Raw genomic sequence first — 20,629 nt, 5'->3', positions numbered from 1 at the left:
ATAGGAGGATTTGTACCTAAAAGTTTATGGGTAAAAGTTCAGAGGGCGGTTAAAAGATGGCAGTGTGACTGGATTTTTTCAGACGGCCTTATGCCAGCTCTTTTTGTAAATGCTTGGTCAGCTTGTCTGCAACTTCTGCCAAACTGGGTGCCGGAGAGACGTAGTCGGCAATTTGGGTCATTTCCATACCGGCATAACCGCAGGGATTGATGTGGGTAAACGGACTTAAATCCATGCTCACGTTGAGCGCCAAACCGTGGTAAACGGAGCCGTCTTTGATACGCAGGCCGAGGGAAGCAATTTTACGCTCGCCGACATAAACGCCGGGACGTTTGGGATCGGCGGCTGCTTCAATGCCGTATTCTGCCAAGGTGGCGATGATGCTGTTTTCAAGTGCGGAAACGATATGGCGCACACTGGTCTTACGGCGTTTGAAATTGATCATCGTATAGACGACCAATTGGCCGGGACCGTGATAAGTAATTTGACCGCCTCTGTCAATTTGGACAACGGGTATATCGTCGCGGATGAGGAGGTGTTCGGGCTTACCGGCCAAGCCTTGGGTAAATACGGGCGGATGTTCGACCACCCATAATTCGTCTTCGGTATTTTCGTCACGCGAGGCATTGAATGCCTTCATGGCTTCGAAAGTCGGCAGGTAATCGACCAAGCCTTTGTGCACGATTTTCATTACAACACCACTTTAACCAATTCGTGGGAAGTCAGGTCGCGGTAGATATTGTCCAACTGCTCTTGATTTTCAACATTTACATGGACAGTCGCGCCGGTATAGTTGCCTTTGCTGCTTGGGCGCGTAGTGATGTGGTGCGGCTCGGTATCGGGAGCATGTTTGCGCACGGTTTCCAAGATGGCGGATTCAAATTCCGGATGAACCGCGCCCATGACTTTTACAGGGAAGGTGCAAGGGAATTCAATTAATGATTTTTTTTCGGTTGAGTCTGTCATGGTTTACTACCTTGTTTGGTTAGCCAGGGCCGTCTGAAAAGTTTTCAGACGGCCCAAAATCCGATATATTTTATCGTAAACGTCCATATCGGGCTATTAAAAATGATGTTTTTGAAAATAGGTGCGGATAAGCTGTTTTCAAGTCTTGAAATGGAGCGCTTCAGCCCAATTTTGAGCTACATTCTGATTTAACAATGATTGAGATTATTAACTATGCCGACAAAAGACAAATATTTCGAGGAATACAGTGCGCTGGCTACTTTGCCTTTACGCGATGTCGTGGTGTATCCGCATATGGTATTGCCGCTGTTCGTCGGTCGTCCTAAATCGATTGCAGCCCTTGAGGCGGCAATGGCCAATGATGATCCGGTTTTCCTGTTGGCCCAGCTTGACCCTAATACAGAAGACCCTAAAGCCGAAGATTTGCACCAAACTGGTACGGTTGCCCAAGTTTTGCAGGTTTTGAAGCTGCCTGACGGCACCGTTAAAGTGTTGGTAGAAGGTATCCGTCGTGCGCGCGCATTGACGGTTGACGAAACAGGCGGACTGTTTTTATCCCATGTTGAGGCGATTGATGAAAACAGCGACAAGGACAATCCTGAAATTGAAGCCTTGCGCCGTACCTTGCTGACTCAATTTGAGCAATATGCGAAATTGAACAAAAAAATCCCTGCCGAAGTCATCAGCACCATCAGCAGTATCGATGACAACAGCCGTCTTGCCGATACTATTGCCGCGCATTTACAGCTGAAATTAGAGCAGCGTCAATATGTGCTGGAGACTGCCGGCATTGTTGAGCGTTTGGAATTTCTGCTGGCTCAGTTGGAAGCCGAACTCGACATCATGCAGGTCGAGAAGCGCATTCGTGGCCGTGTAAAACGTCAAATGGAAAAATCCCAACGTGAGTATTACTTGAATGAGCAAGTAAAAGCGATTCAGAAAGAGTTGGGCGAAGAAGACGAGCGCGGCGAGCTGGATGCGCTGGAAAACAAAATCAAAGAAGCAGGCATGAGCAAAGAGGCTGAAGAAAAATGTCTGTCTGAATTGAAAAAACTGAAAATGATGCCGCCAATGTCTGCGGAATCTACCGTCGTGCGCAACTATATCGATACTTTGCTTGAGCTGCCGTGGAAGAAAAAATCCCGTGTCAGCAAAGATATTGCCAAGGCTGATTTGATTTTGAATGCCGACCACTATGGTTTGGAAAAAGTCAAAGAACGTATTTTGGAATATTTGGCCGTTCAAAAACGTATGGATAAGCTCAAAGGCCCGATTTTGTGTTTGGTCGGCCCTCCGGGGGTCGGTAAAACTTCCTTGGGCGAATCAATTGCCAAAGCCACAGGCCGTCAATATGTGCGTATGGCATTAGGCGGTGTGCGTGATGAAAGCGAAATCCGCGGCCACCGCCGCACCTATATCGGCTCTATGCCGGGCAAAATCCTGCAAAACATGGCAAAAGCAGGGGTGAAAAATCCATTGTTCCTTCTTGATGAAATCGACAAGATGGGCAGCGATTTCCGCGGTGATCCGGCCAGTGCATTGCTTGAGGTGCTGGATCCTGAGCAAAACAACAAGTTTGCCGACCACTATGCCGAAGTCGATTATGATTTGAGCGATGTGATGTTTATTGCCACTTCAAACAGCTTGAATATCCCGACTCCGCTGCTTGATCGTATGGAAATCATCCGTCTGTCCGGTTATACGGAAGATGAAAAAATCAATATCGCCATGCAATACCTTGTGCCGAAACAAATGAAGCGCAATGGTGTGAAAGAGGGCGAGTTGGTGGTTGATGAAAGTGCAGTGCGCGATATTATCCGTTACTACACCCGCGAGGCCGGCGTCCGCTCGTTGGATCGAGAAATTGCCAAAATCTGCCGTAAAGTAGTAATGCAGGTTACCTTGAATGAGGACAAGAAAAAAGCGTCCAAATCCAAAACAGCAAGCAAGGCTAAGGCTAAGGCGATTAAAGTTACTGAGAAAAATCTGCATGACTATCTAGGCGTGCGCCGTTTCGACTATGGTGTGGCCGAAAGCGAAAACCGCATCGGTCAGGTAACTGGTCTGGCTTGGACCGAAGTCGGTGGCGAGTTGTTGACCGTAGAGGCAGTTGCCTTGCCGGGTAAAGGTACGATTCAATGTACCGGCCAACTGGGTGACGTGATGAAAGAATCGGTATCGGCCGCATGGTCGGTTGTCCGTTCCCGTGCTGAATCAGTGGGTCTGGCTCCTGATTTTTACGAGAAGAAAGACATTCACATCCATGTGCCGGAAGGTGCGACGCCGAAAGACGGTCCGAGCGCAGGTATTGCCATGACTTTGGCGATGGTTTCTGCCTTTACCAAAATTCCGGTGCGTGCGGATGTGGCGATGACCGGTGAAATCACTTTGCGTGGCGAAGTGTTGCCGATCGGCGGTTTGAAAGAAAAACTGCTGGCTGCTTTGCGTGGCGGCATCAAGCATGTATTGATTCCGAAAGACAACGTCAAAGATTTGGAAGATATCCCTGAAAATGTCAAAACCGGTCTGACCATCCATCCGGTCAAATGGATTGATGAAGTGTTGGCTTTGGGTCTGGAAACTCAGCCTGAGCAATGGGTTGCCGAATTGGCAGTTGCCGAGACCGTGCAAACTCCTAAGACGAAGTCAAGAACAAAAGCAACCAAGCATTAAGTTGGCCGTCTGATGTTGCAAAAAATGTGGTTTTGCCCTGAATGCCACAAAAATAGGGCAATTCCACATCTTTTACTTGACATGATAATTTCAGAATTGCTATAAAGTGCGTATGTGCTTTAAAAGTGCTTAAGCCCCGAGTATTCGGGCATTTCATCATTTTTTACGATAGGAAGGGACTAATTGTGAACAAGTCTGAATTGATCGAAGCAATTGCTCAAGAAGCCGGCATTTCCAAATCTGCTGCGCAAAAAGCTTTGGATGCTACTACTAATGCCGTAACCAACGCGTTGAAAAACGGCGACACTGTTACTCTGGTCGGTTTCGGTACTTTCTACGTCGGCGAACGCGCCGAACGTCAAGGCCGCAATCCTAAAACTGGCGAGCCTTTGACTATTGCTGCTGCTAAAACGCCTAAATTCCGTGCCGGTAAAGCATTAAAAGATGCTCTGTAATTGAGCGTTTTTTCCTGAATAGGAATAAAAAACCGATTCTATTCGGTTTTTTATTTTGAAGGCCGTCTGAAACTTTTCAGACGGCCTTTAGTTTATCGAGTGTATATAAAGGCTGAAACCCAAACAATCAAAGGATTTCTGCTTTTTTAATTCTCCTGCCTACATTTGATTTTTATATTGATATACCTTATCATTAAGGGAAACAATAACAGTATTCAAAACAAACCGCACTTATCGAAAGAAGGGGCAAATAGCCATTCGTAAACAATCTTTCAAATGTGCTACACATTCATCATACTTCTCACGTTTTTTCAATAATCTATTTTTAAAACAAAAAGAAAAGAGAGACTTATGTCTGCTGTTCCTTTGTCGCGCCTGAAAAAAGGCGCAGTCGTACATATTGATTCCATTGCTCCCAATCCTGTTTTTGGTGATTTGGATACCTTGGTAACCCGTCGTCTTGCAGATTTGGGTTTTTCCAGCGGAATGCCGTTGCAAGTGATTGCAGTGGGTGGTTTTGGGAGAGGCCCGTTTGCGGTACGTTTGGGTAACCAATCTCAATTTTCCCTGCGTTCGGAAGAGGCCGGGAAGATTATGTGTCGTATCGTTGAGGCCGTTTAAGGCCGTCTGAAAGAATAAGGAAAAATGATGGAACTAAGCTATTTTGCCTTGATTGGCGCGCCAAACTGCGGCAAAACCGTTTTGTTCAACGGTTTGACCGGCTCACATGCCAAGGTTGCCAATTATCCGGGCGTAACTGTCGATAAGCGCGAGGGCGCCTTCCTCGACGACGAGGCCGTCCGCATTATCGACCTGCCGGGCACATACAGCCTACGCACGACCAGCCCCGACGAAGCGGTGGCGAAAGATGTAATGGTAGGCAAGATGGGCATTCCGCCCGATGCCATTATTGCCGTTGCCGACGCGACCAACCTGCGTATGACCCTGCGCATGATTTTGGAACTGAAAACGCTGGGACTGCCTATGGTGGTGTCGCTGAATTTGAGCGACGTGGCCCGCAAAAGGGGCTTGAATATCGACGCGGCCAAACTGAGCGAGTTGTTGGATGCACCTGTTTTGGAAACAGTTGCAGTGAGCGCGTCGGGTGTACAGGCTGTACGCGAAGCCGTGGCGAAGCTGCCGCGCAAACGCTCTTTCCCCGCAAACCCCGCCTCTGCCGAACGCACGCTCGATGCGCTGGATAGCGACAAACTTTATCAAGAAGTCGAATCGATTTTGGCACAAGTGGTACGCACCCAGATGACGCTGCCCGCATGGCACAAAAAACTCGACGACATCGTGCTGCACCCCGTCTGGGGCATGATTATGCTGCTGGTCATCCTGTTTATGGTGTTCCAAGCGGTTTACACATGGGCGGCGCCGATTATGGACGCCATCGAAGGTGGCTTTACCGCGCTGGGCGAATGGATAGGCGCCAACATGGAGCCGGGCATCCTCAGCGACTTGCTCGTCAACGGCGTCATTGCCGGTTTGGGCAGCGTGTTGGTGTTCCTGCCGCAGATTACGATTTTGTTTGCCTTTATCCTGCTATTGGAAGACTCAGGCTATCTGCCGCGTGCAGCCTTCCTGCTGGATAACATCATGGCAAAAAGCGGTTTGTCCGGCCGTTCGTTTATTCCCCTTTTGTCCAGCTTTGCCTGTGCCGTTCCTGCCGTGATGTCGGCGCGTACCATTAACGACCCGCGCGAACGCCTTGTTACCATCGCGGTTGCGCCGTTGCTGACTTGTTCCGCACGTTTGCCAGTGTATGCGCTGATTATCGCCGCTGTTATTCCTGACCGTACAGTGGGTGGGATTTTCAACCTGCAAGGCCTGACATTGTTTATTCTTTATATCGTAGGCATTCTGTCGGCTGCATTGGCAGCGTATATCATGAAACGCTTGGCGCGGATGAAAGGCAACGTGCAACAATTCCCACTTTTGATGGAATTGCCGACTTTCCGTACGCCTAACTTCAAACACATCATGACCAGCTTGTGGGATAGGGTAAAAGCCTTCCTGAAACGCGCGGGTACCATCATTTTTGCGTTGGCCGTGGTTCTGTGGGGCTTGGTAAGCTGGCCGCAACCGCCTGAAGGCGCAACCGGTGCCGCCATCGATTACAGCTTGGCAGGTACGCTTGGTCATGCTATTCAGCCGTTTTTTGCACCTTTGGGCTTTACTTGGGAAATGTGTATCGCCATGATTCCGGGTATTGCCGCGCGCGAAGTGGTCGTTGCCGCATTGGGTACCGTTTATGCCGTCAGCGCGTCGTCTGAAGATGCCGTACAAAACGCATTAATTCCCATCATACACAACAACTGGGGCTTGCCGACTGCCTTTGCCTTCTTGGCTTGGTATGTGTATGCTCCGATGTGTGCCGCGACTTTGACCGTGATTAGACGCGAAACCAAATCCACGAAAAATATGCTTATGATTACAGGCTATTTGTTCCTGATGGCTTATTTTGCCGCATTCGTGGTTTACCAAATTTCTTCAAGGATACTATCATCATGACTCAATATATTATCGTCGGCTTGATTATGCTCGCCTGCGTATTCTTCCTCTTGCGAAAATTCGTGTTCAAACCGAAAAAACGCGACTGCAGTAGTGGTTGTGGTAAATGTGGCGGTTGCGGTTAAATAAAGAGGGTTAGATAAGTAAAAGGCCGTCTGAAACTGTTTCAGACGGCCTTGGTTATTGGAGAAAGCTTATTTCAATGCTTCTAACAGCTTTCCGTGTATTCCACCGAAACCACCGTTGCTCATGACCAAAATATGGTCGCCTGCTTCGGCATTTTTCACGATTTCGGCAACGAAGGCATCGAAGTCTTTGCCGACGTGCAGCTTGTCGCCCAAAGGCGCGAGGGCTTCGGCGACGTTCCAGTCCACGCCACCGGCGTAGCAGAACACTTGGTCGGCACCTTTGAGGCTTGCGGGCAGGGCGGCTTTCATGGTGCCGAGTTTCATAGTGTTGGAGCGCGGCTCGAGGACGGCGAGGATGCGGGCATTACCAACGCGCTGGCGCAGACCTTCGATGGTGGTTTCAATGGCGGTCGGGTGGTGGGCAAAGTCGTCGTAAACAGTGATGCCGTTTATCGTGCCTTTGATTTCCATGCGGCGTTTGACGTTTTTAAATGCACTCAAAGCTTCACAGGCGGTCTGAATATCGACTCCGGCATGACGCGCGGCGGCGATAACGGCGAGGGCGTTCATGCGGTTGTGTTCGCCCATCAGTTCCCAAGCGACATGTCCGACCGTTTCGCCGTGATGGCGTACGTCGAACGAGCCGTCGGCATGGACGGTACCAACCTGCCAGCCTTGTTCGGTACCAAATTTTTCTACGGGCGTCCAGCAGCCTTTGTCTAGAGTATCTTGCAGGCTTTGTTGTTGTCCGTTGCAGACGATTAAGCCTTCAGACGGCACGGTGCGTACCAAATGATGGAATTGGGTTTGAATGGCGCTCAAATCGGCAAAAATGTCGGCGTGGTCGAATTCCAGATTGTTCAAAATGGCGGTACGCGGACGGTAGTGTACGAATTTGGAGCGTTTGTCGAAAAAGGCAGTGTCGTATTCGTCGGCTTCGATGACGAAAAACGGCGATTTGCTGTTCGGGTCTTGGCGCGGCGTTTGCGGCAGGCGTGCGGAAACGCTGAAGTTTTCCGGTACGCCACCGATGAGGAAGCCCGGTGCGAGGCCGGCATATTCTAAGACCCATGCCAGCATGGAGGCTGTAGTCGTTTTGCCGTGTGTTCCGGCTACTCCGAGCACCCAGTGCCGGTGCAATACGTTTTCAGCTAGCCATTGCGGACCGGAAGTATAAGGCAGGCCTTTGTTCAAAATGGCTTCGATCACATCCATGCCGCGTTTGGCAACATTACCGATAACGTAAATATCGGCTTTAAATTCGTCCAATTGAGCGGCATCAAAGCCTTCGTGTACGTCAATGCCTAAGGCTTCGAGCTGGGTACTCATCGGCGGATACATCTTGGCGTCGCAACCGCTGACTTTAAAACCTGCTTCTTTGGCAATAGCCGCTACGCCGCCCATAAATGTGCCGCCGATACCGATAATGTGGATGTGTTTCATGATAAGACTGTCTTTGGATAAATTAATTGTAAAGCCGTCATTATAACGGAGTTTGGATAAAGGGGTCGTCTGAAAAGTTAGACAACAATAAGAATAGGAAAAAAATATAAGGGATTTGATTTTAAAAGGAGGGCGTTGAAGTTTTGCAAGTATGGGATTGGGTAAGCACTACTTTGGAAAGAGTTATTTAAGATGGTAAAGTCGTTCATGAAGGTCAGGTGAAGCATTGCCTTGAAATCATCCATGCTTGATAGTGTGAGGTTTTTAGTAATAGGTTTACTTGGATAGATTTTAGAAAATGGGTGGGTGTTATTTAAATAATGCCGTCTGAAAAATAAGCCCTGATTAAAACAAGTTATGGCTTTTTTCAGACGGCATTTGTATTCTGTATCTTGTGATTTCTATTAAAGCGCGGCATCCGAACGTTCGCCGGTTCGGATGCGGATGGCTTCTTCAACTGGATAAATGAAGATTTTACCGTCACCGATTTTGCCGGAATGTGCGGTTTCTAAAATGGCATCAACAGCCTGATCGACTTTGTCATCAGCCAATACCAATTCGATTTTTACTTTGGGCAGGAAATCAACCGCGTATTCTGCGCCGCGATAAATTTCCGTATGACCTTTTTGGCGACCGAAGCCTTTAACTTCGCTGACAGTCATGCCGGTAATGCCGATTTCGGTCAAGACTTCGCGTACATCGTCGAGTTTGAAAGGTTTGATAATGGCTTCGATTTTTTTCATATTGAATCTCCTTATTTGAGAAAAGGCCGTCTGAAACATTCAGACGGCCTTTGTTCCATTAAGTTCGTTCAAACTTTATTTGAGTGAACTTATTTCTTTTTCTGAGCCGGCAGGTCGGTACATACACCCAATGCCACTTCCGCAGCCATACCGATGGATTCGCCCAAGGTTGGGTGTGGGTGGATGGTTTTGCCGATGTCAGTTGCATCGCAGCCCATTTCGATGGCCAAGCAGACTTCGCCGATCATATCGCCGCCGTTAGGGCCAACGATACCGCCGCCGATGATGCGGCCGGTTTCGGCATCAAAAATCAGCTTAGTGAAACCATTGTCGCAACCGTTGGCAATCGCACGACCGGAAGCTGCCCATGGGAAGTTGGCTTTGGTGATTTTGCGGCCGGAGGCTTTGGCAGACAACTCGGTTTCGCCAACCCATGCCACCTCAGGAGAAGTGTAGGCAACGCCCGGAATAACGCGTGCGTCGAAGTAGGCTTTGTGGCCGGCACAGTTTTCAGCGGCAACGTGGCCTTCGTGAACGGCTTTGTGTGCCAACATCGGTTGACCGACGATATCGCCGATGGCATAGATGTGTGGCACGTTGGTGCGCATTTGTTTGTCAACTTCGATGAAGCCGCGGTCGGTTACGGCAACGCCTGCTTTTTCGGCGCTGATCAGTTTGCCGTTAGGCGCACGACCGGCAGCTACGAGTACGGCATCGTAACGTTGTGGCTCTTTAGGTGCATTTGCACCTTCGAAGGTAACGTAAACGCCGTCTTCTTTAGGCTCGACAGCAACAGTTTTGGTATTAATCATGATGTTGTCAAAACGGTATTCGTTTTGTTTTTGCCATACTTTCACCAAGTCGCGGTCTGCGCCTTGCATCAGGCCGTCCATCATTTCAACAACGTCGAGGCGTGAACCCAGCGTGCTGTAAACTGTACCCATTTCAAGGCCGATGATACCGCCGCCGATGATCAGCAGTTTGCCCGGTACTTCTTTCAGAGCCAGTGCACCGCTGGAATCGATGATGCGTGGATCTTCAGGAATGAAAGGCAGTTTGGTTACGCGGCTGCCTGCTGCAATGATACAGTTTTTGAAGGCAACGATTTTTTTCTCGCCGGTAGGAGTCGCTTGCTCGTACACATCGCCGGTGGTCAGCGACACTTCCAGGTGGTGAGGATCCAAGAATTGACCGTCGCCTTGGATAACGTCTACTTTACGGCCTTTGGCCATACCTGCCAAGCCGGTAGTCAGGCGGGAAACCACGCCGTCTTTGTAAGCGCGCAGCATGTCGATGTCGAGTTCTGGTTCTGGGTATTTGATACCGTTCGCAGCCAAGTGACGTACTTCATCGATAACGGCAGCGTTGTGCAACAAGGCTTTGGAAGGGATACAGCCGACGTTCAAGCAAACGCCGCCCAAAGTTTTGTAACGCTCGACGATGGCCACTTTCAAGCCTTCATCGGCTGCGGCAAATGCAGCGGAATAACCGCCGGGGCCACCACCCAATACAATCACATCGTACTCGGCATCGGCAGAACCGCCAAATTGTGCAGCTTGAGGAGCAGCAGCTTTAGGGGCTTCTTGTGCAGGAGCAGCTGGTGCTTCGGCTTTAGGGGCGGCAGCCGCACCTTCGGCTTCAACGACTGCAATCAAGCCGCCTTCGGAGATTTTATCGCCGACTTTAACTTTAACTTCTTTGACTACGCCCGCAACTTCGGCAGGTACGTCCATAGTGGCTTTATCGGTTTCCAAAGTAATCAGAGTATCGTCCACAGCAATGGTGTCACCTACATTTACTTCAACCGCAATAATATCTACGTTTTCGTGACCGCCAATGTCGGGCACTTTTAATTCAACTAAGCTCATGTCTAATCTTTCTGAATGATGTTCGGACTTCCTTTTTCAGACGGCCTGAGTAAAAAGGCCGTCTGAAAATGCTTGGATTACAGAGTAATGCGGCGGAAGTCTTTCAACAGGTTAGCCAGGAATACGGTAAAGCGCATACCGGCCGCACCGTCGATGACGCGGTGGTCGAAGGACAAGCTCAATGGGCACATCAGGCGAGGAGCAAATTCTTTGCCGTTCCAAACCGGTTTGATTTGGGATTTGCACACGCCCAAGATGGCAACTTCAGGAGCATTCACGATCGGAGTGAAGCCTGTGCCGCCGATACCGCCCAAGCTGGAAATGGTAAAGCATGCGCCTTGCATTTCTTGCGGTTTGAGCTTGCCTTCGCGGGCTTTTTTAGACAATTCGGTCAACTCTTGGCTGATTTGTTTCAAACCTTTTTGATCCACGTCTTTGATTACTGGAACAACCAAGCCGTTTGGCGTGTCGGCAGCGAAACCGATGTTGAAGTAGTTTTTCAGCACCAGGTTGTCGCCATCCAGAGAGGCGTTGAATTCAGGGAAGGCTTTCAGCGCAGAAACAGAGGCTTTGATGATGAACGCCAACGGAGACAGTTTCACGCCTTCGCGTTCCCATTCTTTGTTCAGCTGTTTGCGGAATTCTTCCAATTCGGTCATATCCGCTTCTTCGTGTACGGTAACGTGAGGAATCACAACCCAGTTGCGAGACAGGTTTTGACCGGAAATTTTCTTAATGCGAGACAACTCTTTAACTTCGACGCTGCCGAATTTAGAGAAGTCAACTTTAGGCCATGGCAACAAGTCCAGACCGCCGCCCAAAGAAGCAGCGGCAGGTTTGCCAGCACCGCTTTGCATAACGGATTTAACGAAGGCTTTAACGTCTTCGCCCATGATACGGCCTTTCAGACCGGTACCTTTGACTTGACCCAGATCTACGCCCAATTCGCGTGCCAGTTTGCGTGCGGAAGGACCGGCATGTGCTTTGGCAAATGCAGCTTCGTCAATTTTGGCAGCTGCAGGTGCAGCCGGAGCAGGCGCAGCGGCTGGTGCTGGAGCGGCAGCAGGAGCCGGAGCAGCGGCTGGTGCAGGTGCGGCAGCTTGAGCGGCTGGTGCAGGAGCTGCTGCGGCAGAACCGGCAGTTTCTACTTCGATAATGGCAGAACCTTCAGATACTTTGTCGCCAACTTTTACAAATACGGCTTTAACCACACCGGCTTCTGTACATGGTACGTCCATAGTGGCTTTGTCGGTTTCCAGAGTAATCAGAGTGTCGTCAACGGCAACAGTGTCGCCAACTTTAATTTCAACGGCAATAATGTCTACATCTGTATGACCGCCAATATCCGGTACAACGACTTTTACAGTTGCACCGCCTGCAGGGGCTGCAGCAGGAGCGGCAGCCGGAGCTGCAGGAGCCGGAGCTGCATCGGCAGCGGCGGCATCGGTTTCAACGGTCAGAATCACACCGCCTTCGGAAATTTTATCACCGACTTTAACTTTCACTTCTTTTACTACACCTGCTGCATCGGCAGGTACGTCCATAGTGGCTTTGTCGGTTTCTAAAGTAATCAGGGTGTCGTCAACGGCAATGGTGTCGCCTGCTTTAACTTCTACAGCGATGATGTCGACGTTTTCATGACCGCCGATATCAGGGACTTTGATTTCTACGATACTCATTTGAGTTCCTTTAATATTTTCAGTGTGATGCCGTCTGAAAACTGTTTCACACGGCATCGGTACAGTTTGTCTGTTCAAACCATTCAAGCGTTTGGTTTTCAGACGGCCTAATGTCGGCATGAAGCAAACAGGCCGTCTGAAACATCAATTAGCGTTTCCAGCTAGGAGCTGCATCGGCTTTGATGCCATATTTTTCAATGGCTTGTTGAACGGTTTCTTTGCTGACTTTGCCTTGTTCGGCCAAAGCGCTCAATGCAGCAACGGCAACGTTGTAGCGGTCAACTTCGAAGAAGCTGCGCAGGTTGGCACGGCTGTCGGAGCGACCGAAGCCATCGGTACCCAAGACGTGGTAGTCGTTAGGGATGTAGGCGCGGATACGGTCAGCATAGCTGCGGATGTAGTCGGTAGCGGCAATAACCGGACCGTCATGACCTTGCAGTTGAGAAGTAACAAACGGTACTTTTGCAGTTTCCAATGGGTTCAGACGATTGAAGCGTTCCACTTCGATGGCATCGCGGTGCAGCTGGTTGAATGATGGGCAAGACCAGATGTCTGCTTCTACGCCGAAGTCGGCTTTCAGCAATTCGGCACCGGCAATCACTTCTTGCAGGATGGTGCCGGAACCCATCAATTGGACTTTTTTATCGCCTTTGCCGCCGGCTTTCAGCAAGTACATACCTTTCAGGATGTCTTGTTCTACGCCTTCAGGCATGTCCGGATGGGTGTAGTTTTCATTCATCAAGGTGATGTAGTAGAACACGTCTTCGTGGTTAACATACATACGGCGCAAGCCATCGTGTACGATAACGGCTACTTCATATTGGAATGTCGGATCGTAAGTTACACAGTTTGGAATCAAGTCTGCTTGAATGTGGCTGTGGCCGTCTTCGTGTTGCAAACCTTCGCCATTCAGTGTTGTACGGCCGGCAGTACCACCCAACAGGAAGCCGCGTGCATGCATATCGCCTGCTGCCCATGCCAAGTCGCCAACGCGTTGGAAACCGAACATAGAGTAGTAGATGTAGAAAGGAATCATGGCAAAGTCGTTGTTTGCGTAGCTGGTCGCAGCAGCAATCCAGTCAGCCATGGCGCCTGGTTCGTTAATACCTTCTTGTAAGATTTGACCGTCAACAGATTCTTTATAGAACATCAGTTGGTCTTTATCTTGAGGAGTGTATTGTTGGCCTTTAGGGTTCCAAATACCGTATTGGCGGAACATACCTTCCATACCGAACGTACGGCTTTCATCAGGAACGATAGGCACCACGCGTTTGCCGATTTTTTTGTCTTTCAGCAAAGTAGACAGGATGCGGACGAAAGCCATGGTGGTTGAGAATTCACGGTCGCCGCTGGATTTCAGTTGAGTCTCAAATGCTGACAGTTCAGGCACTTCCAGAACTTCTTGGGTAGGTTTGCGTTGAGGCAGGTAGCCACCCAAAGCTTCACGGCGTGCATGCAGGTATTTGTATTCTTCGCTGTCGGGAGCAAAAGTCAGGTAAGGCAGGTCGCCGCTGTCGATTTGCTCGTCGGTAACAGGAATGTCAAAGCGGTCACGGAATTGTTTCAGAGAAGCTTTGTCCATTTTTTTGGCTTGGTGGGCAACGTTTTGGCCTTCGCCGGATGCACCCATGCCGTAACCTTTAATGGTTTTAGCCAAAATGACAGTAGGTTTGCCGTCAGCGTGGTTCACTGCGCGGTCGTAAGCGTTGTACACTTTTTGAGGGTCGTGGCCGCCGCGGTTCAATGCCCAAATTTCATCATCGGTCATATCGGCAACCAATGCTTTCAGTTCAGGGGTATTGAAGAAGTGTTCACGGACGTATGCGCCGTCTTTGGATTTGTAAGTTTGGTAGTCACCGTCCAAGCATTCTTCCATGCGTTTGCGCAGAATGCCATCTTTGTCTTTTGCCAAGAGGCGGTCCCAACGACGACCCCAGATGACTTTCACAACATTCCAGCCGGCGCCGGCAAAGTTGCCTTCCAGCTCTTGAATGATTTTGCCGTTACCGCGTACTGGGCCGTCCAAACGTTGCAGGTTACAGTTGATGACGAATACCAAGTTGTCCAAGCCTTCGCGTGAAGCCAGGGCAATAGCACCTTGGCTTTCTGGCTCGTCCATCTCACCGTCACCGCAGAATACCCATACTTTACGGCCTTTGGTTTTAGCCAGACCGCGAGATTCCAAGTATTTCAGGAAACGGGCTTGGTAAATCGCCATCAATGGGCCAAGACCCATAGATACGGTTGGGAATTGCCAGAAGTCAGGCAACAGGTGAGGGTGAGGATAGGAAGGCAGACCATGACCGGCAACTTCTTGACGGAAGTTGTTCAATTGGTCTTCAGTCAGACGGCCTTCAACGAAAGCACGTGCATAAATGCCGGGGGCGGCATGACCTTGGAAGAATACCAAATCGCCTTCTTCGCCTTCGCCTTTGGCTTTCCAGAAGTGGTTGAAGCCGACTTCGTACATGGTCGCAGCAGATTGGAAAGATGCAATGTGTCCACCCAATTCCAAATCTTTTTTACCTGCGCGCAATACGATGGCCGCGGCATTCCAACGTACGAAAGCACGAATGCGGTGCTCGATGTTTTGGTCGCCGGGAATGCCTTTTTCGTTTTCAACGGAAACAGTATTCAAATATGGAGTAGTGGTGCCGTGAGGCATGCGAATGCCTTTGTCACGGCTGTATTTGACCAAACTTTCCAGCAGGTATTGGGCACGTTCGCTGCCTTCGTATTCTAAAACAGAGCTTAACGCGTCTAACCATTCTTTGGTTTCAATTGGGTCAACATCGTGTAATTGGGTGGACATAATATCTATCCTTGTGTTGAGTGTTTTTCAATGACGGAGTAGTACCCCGATATTTTCGTTTGTGAACAAATACGGCTTATAAACGAAAATTCCAAGAGTCAAATTCGAAAAAATTTTAATTATTTAAATATTTTCAATACGTTATATTAAGCAATGAAAATTCTGAAAAATTAAAATTTTTTGCAAACTGGCTAACCTGCAAATGCTATCAGTAATTGGGCAAACTGGCAAATTGCGCTGTTGATATTAATAGGAGGGTAGAGGTTGAATTGATGGTTTTTTGAGAGTGCCGTTATGATGGTTTTAAAATTGGAACATTAAACAGACACGGTAAAAGTCCCTGTTGTTTAGATGAATAAATTCGGATACGAAAATTAATTTTCAAAATTTGTCTAAAATCGAAAATAAAATTTAGACTTTGAGTTTGGAAAAGAAAATTCAGACTGTGTTATTTTTTACAAGCGAATGGGCCGTCTGAAGATTTTGAAAGAGGTTAAGAAAGAGTGAAATTCTAAGAAGACGATGATTGAGGATGGGAAAATTAAAAAAATGACATGCACAGGCTAGTTGAATAGCTGGGCATGTCATTTATCTAGTAGTCTGAGAATTTCAGACGGCCTTTAAACTGCAGAGGATTTTTGAGCAAATTGCTTCCATTGAGCTAAAAGCTCTTTGAGAACATCTTGCTGCTCATGTCCATGTTGGATGGCTTCTTGCAGCCAAAAACATGCGTTATTGATGTCTTTCTCTACACCCAGGCCGTGGTAATACAGACAGGCAAGATTATATTGAGCCATTGTATCCCTTTGTTTGGCTGCCGCTTCAAACCATTTCGCCGCTTGGGCATAATCGACAGGTACGCCTTGTCCGCTGTAATACATCATGCCAAGATTGGTTTGTGATTTGCTGTGTCCTCGTTCTGCAGACTGAAGGTATAGCTCCAGTGCTTCGGCATAATTTTGTTGGCGTTTTAGGCCATAGTGCGCTGCAAATGCCAGCTTGTACAGACGTTCAGCTTCTTGACGTTGGAGGGCGATTTCTTTGGTCAACTCATAGTTTTGCTGGTTATTCAACGCGCTGTCAGATAGAAGTTTTTGGTAAGCGACAAGATTACCTAAGTCGGCTGCGCGTTGATAATACTGACGGGCGGTGTCTGCATCAACTGCTCGTCCCAATCCGTAGCGATGGATATCTCCCAAAAGGCGCAAGCCTTCCGGATCATTTTGATCCGCAGCAGACTTGGCGTGTTGATAGGCCTTTTGAGGGTCTCGCTCGGTGTTTTTTCCTAAAAGATAGATTTCGGCAAGCGCTACATGCGCATTGCTGTCTCCTTGTTCTGCCGCTTTTTCAAACCATTCTAATGCCTCGGCAGGGTTTGATGCCGACAAGAGTTCTGCAAGAGAAGTTTGCGCCGGAACAATGTCGTAATTGGCGGCAATGCGTAAATGTTCGATTGCTTTTTCAGGATTTTGTGCGACACCTTGGCCCAATTTATATTGAAGACCAAGTTGCCAGTGTGCTGCAATAAATCCCTGTGCGGCAGATTGCTGGTAGAGTGTATGGGAATATTCTAAATCGGGGGTGCTTGAGTATTGGTAGTGTTGGGCTAAGAAATATTGCGCCTGAGGGTTTTGTTGCTCGGCAGCTTTCAATGCCCATTTGACTGCTTGTTGTTCATTGCCGCTATCTGCATATAAACGCATCAGGCGTAGCTGGGCCGGGACCAAGCCTTCTTCGGCAAGTTCTTGATAGGCTGAAATAAGCGTTTCTACTTCTGCGCCGTTATTTTCTTGTAATTGGAGAAGATTGTAGCGGGCATAGGGATGACCGGCTCTTGCCGCTTGTTTTAAATATTCAACTGCAATTGCCAAATCTTGTTCGTTTTCGTGGTTTTCGAACAGGCATCCTGCCAGCTGAAATGCAGCCTCGATATGTCCTGCCTCTGCGGCCTCGCAGAGCAATGGAATAGCTTGCGCAAAGTCAGGCGGGTCTTGAGTAATTAATTTTTTTGCCAGAAGAAAAGATTCTTCATATTGTTGAGCATTCATCGTTTTTTATGTTTATGAAGGATTCAAGGATAAAATAATCGGCCGACAGGGTGCGGCCGTTATGATTTTGTAATTTTGGGGTTATTTACAAAAACAGGCAACCGTATTTGTATTTTTATACTTAGAATGATGGAATAAATTGCTTTATGCTGCATAAATACAACAGAAGGTGGAATAAAGTGGGTTGAGAAAATACTTCTGCTGTTTGTTCAGTTTGAATTACTCTTCGTCCGGTTTTTTACGCCATAAAACAAGTAATTTACCAATGTGTTGAACCAGTTGGGCACCCAGTGTCTCACACAGGGCATTGCAAATTTCAATACGTTCTGCACGGTCATCGCCAAAAACGCGGACTTTAATCAATTCGTGTGCTGTCAATGCGGCGTCGGTTTCTTTAATGACAGAGTCAGTCAAACCTTGTTGGCCAACCATAACAACAGGATGGAGGTGGTGTGCTTGGGCTTTCAAGGCCAAAATTTCTTTGGTGCTTAGTTTGTTGTCGCTCATTTTGATAAGTATCCAATTAAAAAGAATAATGGCTATATTGTACGCGATTTAGAACATTTACGGGGGAAATAACGTACAATACTGGTTTTTAACTTAAGCATTTCAAACCAAGATGGCTGTACGCTCAAAATCTTCAAAAGCATGGCTGCATGAGCATGTCAACGATCATTATGTCCATATGGCACAGAAGGATGGATATCGTGCCCGAGCGGCTTATAAATTATTAGAAATCAATCAGAAAGATAAATTGATCAAGCCGGGTACGGTCTTGGCGGATTTGGGTAGTGCGCCGGGTAGTTGGTCGCAGGTGGCGGCCAAGCTGGTCGGTAAAACAGGGGCGGTGTTTGCTTTGGATATTTTACCGATGGATGCGATTGATGGTGTGTCGTTTATTCAGGGTGATTTTCGAGAAGATGCTGTTTTGGAGCAGTTTGAAGCCTTATTGGATAATCGCCCGTTAGACCTTGTAATCTGTGATATGGCACCCAATATGTCAGGCAATGCCGTAACAGACCAGGCACGCAGTTTTTACCTGTGTGAACTGGCTTTGGATTTTGCCTCTCAGCATTTGAAACCCGGAGGCAGTTTTTTAGTGAAGGTGTTTCAAGGCGCGGGCTATCAGGAATATACGGCGGCAATGCGCGAAATTTTTGCCAGTGTGCAAACTCGAAAGCCGGATGCTTCCCGCAATCGTTCCAGTGAGATTTACCTATTAGGCAAAAATAAACGCTGACAATGTAGGGTGGGTGCTTTAAAATTCTTTCCCTTGATTTTATTTATTTTGTAACCATGGAGCCTGTTCAGTGGGGAATACCATTAAAAACATATTAGTCTGGGTAGTGGGTGGTGCTATGCTTTTAGCAGCATTCAATGCACTCAGCGATAAGCAGGAAGATAAACAGCAAATCGAATATTCTCAATTTATTCAGCAAGTTAATAGTGGCGAAGTATCCAATGTCAATATTGAAGGATCTGTTGTCAGCGGCTATCTGATTAAAGGTGAGCGCACCGATAAAACTGCCTTCTATACCAATGCGCCTTTGGATGACAACTTGGTTAAAACACTGTTGGACAACAAAGTACGCGTCAAAGTAACTCCGGAAGAAAAACCAAGCATGCTGGCCAGTCTGTTTTACAGCCTGCTGCCTGTTTTGTTGTTGATTGGTGCATGGTTCTACTTCATGCGCATGCAAAGCGGTGGTGGCGGTAAAGGCGGTGCCTTCTCTTTTGGTAAAAGCCGTGCGCGTTTGTTGGATAAAGATTCCAATAAAGTGACTTTTGCCGATGTTGCCGGTTGTGATGAGGCAAAAGAAGAAGTACAAGAAATCGTAGATTATTTAAAAGCCCCCAATCGTTATCAAAGCTTAGGTGGTCGTGTGCCGCGCGGTATTTTGTTGGCAGGCAGCCCCGGTACGGGTAAAACTTTGCTGGCCAAAGCGATTGCCGGTGAGGCAGGGGTGCCATTCTTCAGTATTTCAGGTTCTGATTTTGTAGAAATGTTTGTCGGTGTCGGTGCGAGCCGTGTCCGCGATATGTTCGAGCAGGCCAAGAAAAACGCGCCATGTATCATCTTTATCGATGAAATTGATGCGGTCGGCCGTCAGCGCGGTGCCGGTTTGGGCGGTGGCAATGATGAGCGTGAGCAAACATTAAACCAATTATTGGTTGAAATGGATGGTTTTGAAAGTAATCAAACCGTTATTGTGATTGCAGCAACCAACCGTCCTGATGTACTTGACCCTGCGTTGCAGCGTCCGGGCCGTTTTGACCGTCAAGTCGTTGTTCCGTTGCCTGATATTCGTGGCCGTGAGCAAATCTTGAAAGTTCACGCTAAAAAAGTGCCTTTGGATGCATCTGTAGATTTGACTTCTTTGGCTCGTGGTACACCTGGTTTTTCAGGTGCGGATTTGGCAAACTTGGTCAATGAAGCTGCTTTGTTTGCCGGTCGTCGCAATAAAGTTAAAGTCGATCAAAGCGACTTTGAAGATGCGAAAGACAAAATCTACATGGGTCCTGAACGCCGCAGCATGGTGATGCATGAAGATGAAAAACGTGCGACAGCCTATCATGAGGCAGGCCATGCAATCGTAGCGGAAAGCCTTCCGTTTACCGATCCGGTTCACAAGGTAACCATTATGCCTCGCGGCCGTGCCTTAGGTTTAACTTGGCAACTGCCTGAGCGTGACCGCATCAGCATGTACAAAGACCAAATGTTGAGTCAGATCTCAATTTTGTTCGGCGGCCGTATTGCTGAAGATATTTTTGTTGGCCGTATCTCTACCGGTGCCTCTAACGACTTTGAGCGTGCAACTCAAATGGCACGCGAGATGGTAACGCGTTATGGTATGAGCGATAAAATGGGGGTGATGGTTTATGCTGAGAATGAAGGTGAAGTATTCTTGGGTCGCAGCGTGACTCGTTCTCAAAATATTTCCGAGAAAACCCAACAAGATATCGATGCGGAAATCCGCCGTATTTTGGATGAGCAATATCAAGTGGCTTACAAAATCTTGGATGAAAATCGCGATAAGATGGAAACCATGTGCAAAGCACTGATGGATTGGGAAACCATCGATCGAGACCAAGTTTTGGAAATTATGGCCGGTAAACAGCCTAGTCCGCCTAAAGATTACAGCCACAATGTCCGTGATGACAAAGTAGAAGAGCCTGAAGCGCCTGTTGCTGAAGCTGCTGAACCTGTTGAGCAACATGAGGTTCAGACTGCTGAATCAGTAGAAGCAGAAAAAACAGATAAATCTGTATAAGGTTTGAAACAGAAAACGGTAGCTT

16 protein-coding genes are annotated in these 20,629 nt (G+C 48.1%); 7 read left to right on the top strand and 9 right to left on the bottom strand.

Features of this window, described 5'->3' with window-relative positions; genetic code table 11:
• Window positions 1-88 precede the first annotated feature (88 nt).
• Both lipB and HMPREF2661_RS02635 read right to left on the bottom strand, forming a co-directional pair.
• Window positions 89-691 carry a lipoyl(octanoyl) transferase LipB gene (lipB, locus tag HMPREF2661_RS02640; protein WP_049323192.1) on the bottom strand — a complete coding sequence of 201 codons (603 nt, stop codon included), beginning with the start codon at window positions 689-691 and terminating at the stop codon, window positions 89-91.
• Window positions 691-966, bottom strand: coding sequence for an HP0495 family protein (locus HMPREF2661_RS02635; protein WP_003746890.1), 276 nt, complete (start codon window positions 964-966; stop codon window positions 691-693). The genes lipB and HMPREF2661_RS02635 overlap by 1 nt, the downstream gene beginning before the upstream one ends.
• A gap of 213 nt (window positions 967-1,179) precedes the next feature.
• Between HMPREF2661_RS02635 and lon the strand changes: the two genes are divergently transcribed.
• From lon to HMPREF2661_RS11130, 5 genes are all read left to right on the top strand, one after another.
• Entirely contained in the window at window positions 1,180-3,639 is a 2,460-nt protein-coding gene (gene lon / locus HMPREF2661_RS02630; protein WP_070822268.1) for an endopeptidase La, read from the top strand.
• A gap of 185 nt (window positions 3,640-3,824) precedes the next feature.
• Window positions 3,825-4,094 carry an HU family DNA-binding protein gene (locus HMPREF2661_RS02625; RefSeq protein WP_003683413.1) on the top strand — a complete coding sequence of 90 codons (270 nt, stop codon included), beginning with the start codon at window positions 3,825-3,827 and terminating at the stop codon, window positions 4,092-4,094.
• 351 nt (window positions 4,095-4,445) lie between these two features.
• Window positions 4,446-4,715, top strand: a complete 270-nt coding sequence (locus HMPREF2661_RS02620) for a FeoA family protein (RefSeq protein WP_003746882.1) — start codon at window positions 4,446-4,448, stop codon at window positions 4,713-4,715.
• A 27-nt stretch (window positions 4,716-4,742) separates the two neighbouring features.
• Entirely contained in the window at window positions 4,743-6,611 is a 1,869-nt protein-coding gene (locus HMPREF2661_RS02615) for a ferrous iron transporter B (protein WP_049336637.1), read from the top strand.
• Window positions 6,608-6,736: a FeoB-associated Cys-rich membrane protein gene (locus HMPREF2661_RS11130; protein WP_003683546.1), complete on the top strand. Its 129-nt coding sequence runs from the start codon at window positions 6,608-6,610 to the stop codon at window positions 6,734-6,736. The genes HMPREF2661_RS02615 and HMPREF2661_RS11130 overlap by 4 nt, the downstream gene beginning before the upstream one ends.
• Window positions 6,737-6,805: 69 nt before the next feature.
• Here HMPREF2661_RS11130 and mpl read toward each other — a convergent pair whose 3' ends face one another.
• From mpl to yhbY, 7 genes are all read right to left on the bottom strand, one after another.
• Window positions 6,806-8,182: a UDP-N-acetylmuramate:L-alanyl-gamma-D-glutamyl-meso-diaminopimelate ligase gene (gene mpl, locus HMPREF2661_RS02610; RefSeq protein WP_070822267.1), complete on the bottom strand. Its 1,377-nt coding sequence runs from the start codon at window positions 8,180-8,182 to the stop codon at window positions 6,806-6,808.
• Between the two features lie 404 nt (window positions 8,183-8,586).
• Complete coding sequence (locus tag HMPREF2661_RS02605) at window positions 8,587-8,925, bottom strand: P-II family nitrogen regulator (protein ID WP_003746874.1); 339 nt, start codon at window positions 8,923-8,925, stop codon at window positions 8,587-8,589.
• A gap of 89 nt (window positions 8,926-9,014) precedes the next feature.
• Window positions 9,015-10,793, bottom strand: a complete 1,779-nt coding sequence (gene lpdA / locus HMPREF2661_RS02600; RefSeq protein ID WP_070822266.1) for a dihydrolipoyl dehydrogenase — start codon at window positions 10,791-10,793, stop codon at window positions 9,015-9,017.
• Between the two features lie 77 nt (window positions 10,794-10,870).
• Window positions 10,871-12,472, bottom strand: coding sequence for a dihydrolipoyllysine-residue acetyltransferase (gene aceF / locus HMPREF2661_RS02595; protein WP_070822265.1), 1,602 nt, complete (start codon window positions 12,470-12,472; stop codon window positions 10,871-10,873).
• A 148-nt stretch (window positions 12,473-12,620) separates the two neighbouring features.
• On the bottom strand, window positions 12,621-15,284 hold the full coding sequence (gene aceE / locus HMPREF2661_RS02590; RefSeq protein ID WP_049349813.1) for a pyruvate dehydrogenase (acetyl-transferring), homodimeric type: 2,664 nt from the start codon (window positions 15,282-15,284) through the stop codon (window positions 12,621-12,623).
• 620 nt (window positions 15,285-15,904) lie between these two features.
• Window positions 15,905-17,332 (bottom strand): tetratricopeptide repeat protein, encoded by a 1,428-nt coding sequence (locus HMPREF2661_RS02585; RefSeq protein ID WP_049323204.1) that lies wholly within the window; start codon window positions 17,330-17,332, stop codon window positions 15,905-15,907.
• 219 nt (window positions 17,333-17,551) lie between these two features.
• Entirely contained in the window at window positions 17,552-17,839 is a 288-nt protein-coding gene (yhbY, locus tag HMPREF2661_RS02580; RefSeq protein WP_049323205.1) for a ribosome assembly RNA-binding protein YhbY, read from the bottom strand.
• 112 nt (window positions 17,840-17,951) lie between these two features.
• Between yhbY and rlmE the strand changes: the two genes are divergently transcribed.
• Together rlmE and ftsH are read left to right on the top strand one after the other, a co-directional pair.
• The gene (gene rlmE / locus HMPREF2661_RS02575; RefSeq protein ID WP_049323206.1) at window positions 17,952-18,572 is read left to right on the top strand and encodes a 23S rRNA (uridine(2552)-2'-O)-methyltransferase RlmE; all 621 of its coding nucleotides are present in this window, start codon (window positions 17,952-17,954) and stop codon (window positions 18,570-18,572) included.
• A gap of 70 nt (window positions 18,573-18,642) precedes the next feature.
• The gene (gene ftsH / locus HMPREF2661_RS02570; RefSeq protein WP_049323207.1) at window positions 18,643-20,604 is read left to right on the top strand and encodes an ATP-dependent zinc metalloprotease FtsH; all 1,962 of its coding nucleotides are present in this window, start codon (window positions 18,643-18,645) and stop codon (window positions 20,602-20,604) included.
• Window positions 20,605-20,629 lie beyond the last annotated feature (25 nt).

It is taken from the genome of Neisseria sp. HMSC061B04 (assembly GCF_001836705.1).
In the GTDB taxonomy this organism is placed as follows: Bacteria; Pseudomonadota; Gammaproteobacteria; order Burkholderiales; family Neisseriaceae; genus Neisseria.
The sequence above is the reverse complement of the archived record's forward strand: the minus strand, read 5'-3'. Positions and strand labels throughout refer to the sequence as shown.

What these genes read in the sequence shown, in the direction of transcription:
- HMPREF2661_RS02615 (WP_049336637.1), top strand. Translation starts at nt 4,743, where the DNA reads ATGGAACTAAGCTATTTTGCCTTGATTGGCGCGCCAAACTGCGGCAAA.
- rlmE (WP_049323206.1), top strand. Translation starts at nt 17,952, where the DNA reads ATGGCTGTACGCTCAAAATCTTCAAAAGCATGGCTGCATGAGCATGTC.
- HMPREF2661_RS02585 (WP_049323204.1), bottom strand. Translation starts at nt 17,332, where the DNA reads ATGAATGCTCAACAATATGAAGAATCTTTTCTTCTGGCAAAAAAATTA.
- HMPREF2661_RS02620 (WP_003746882.1), top strand. Translation starts at nt 4,446, where the DNA reads ATGTCTGCTGTTCCTTTGTCGCGCCTGAAAAAAGGCGCAGTCGTACAT.
- HMPREF2661_RS11130 (WP_003683546.1), top strand. Translation starts at nt 6,608, where the DNA reads ATGACTCAATATATTATCGTCGGCTTGATTATGCTCGCCTGCGTATTC.
- aceF (WP_070822265.1), bottom strand. Translation starts at nt 12,472, where the DNA reads ATGAGTATCGTAGAAATCAAAGTCCCTGATATCGGCGGTCATGAAAAC.
- lon (WP_070822268.1), top strand. Translation starts at nt 1,180, where the DNA reads ATGCCGACAAAAGACAAATATTTCGAGGAATACAGTGCGCTGGCTACT.
- mpl (WP_070822267.1), bottom strand. Translation starts at nt 8,182, where the DNA reads ATGAAACACATCCACATTATCGGTATCGGCGGCACATTTATGGGCGGC.
- lipB (WP_049323192.1), bottom strand. Translation starts at nt 691, where the DNA reads ATGAAAATCGTGCACAAAGGCTTGGTCGATTACCTGCCGACTTTCGAA.
- HMPREF2661_RS02635 (WP_003746890.1), bottom strand. Translation starts at nt 966, where the DNA reads ATGACAGACTCAACCGAAAAAAAATCATTAATTGAATTCCCTTGCACC.
- aceE (WP_049349813.1), bottom strand. Translation starts at nt 15,284, where the DNA reads ATGTCCACCCAATTACACGATGTTGACCCAATTGAAACCAAAGAATGG.
- yhbY (WP_049323205.1), bottom strand. Translation starts at nt 17,839, where the DNA reads ATGAGCGACAACAAACTAAGCACCAAAGAAATTTTGGCCTTGAAAGCC.
- HMPREF2661_RS02605 (WP_003746874.1), bottom strand. Translation starts at nt 8,925, where the DNA reads ATGAAAAAAATCGAAGCCATTATCAAACCTTTCAAACTCGACGATGTA.
- lpdA (WP_070822266.1), bottom strand. Translation starts at nt 10,793, where the DNA reads ATGAGCTTAGTTGAATTAAAAGTGCCCGACATTGGCGGTCACGAAAAC.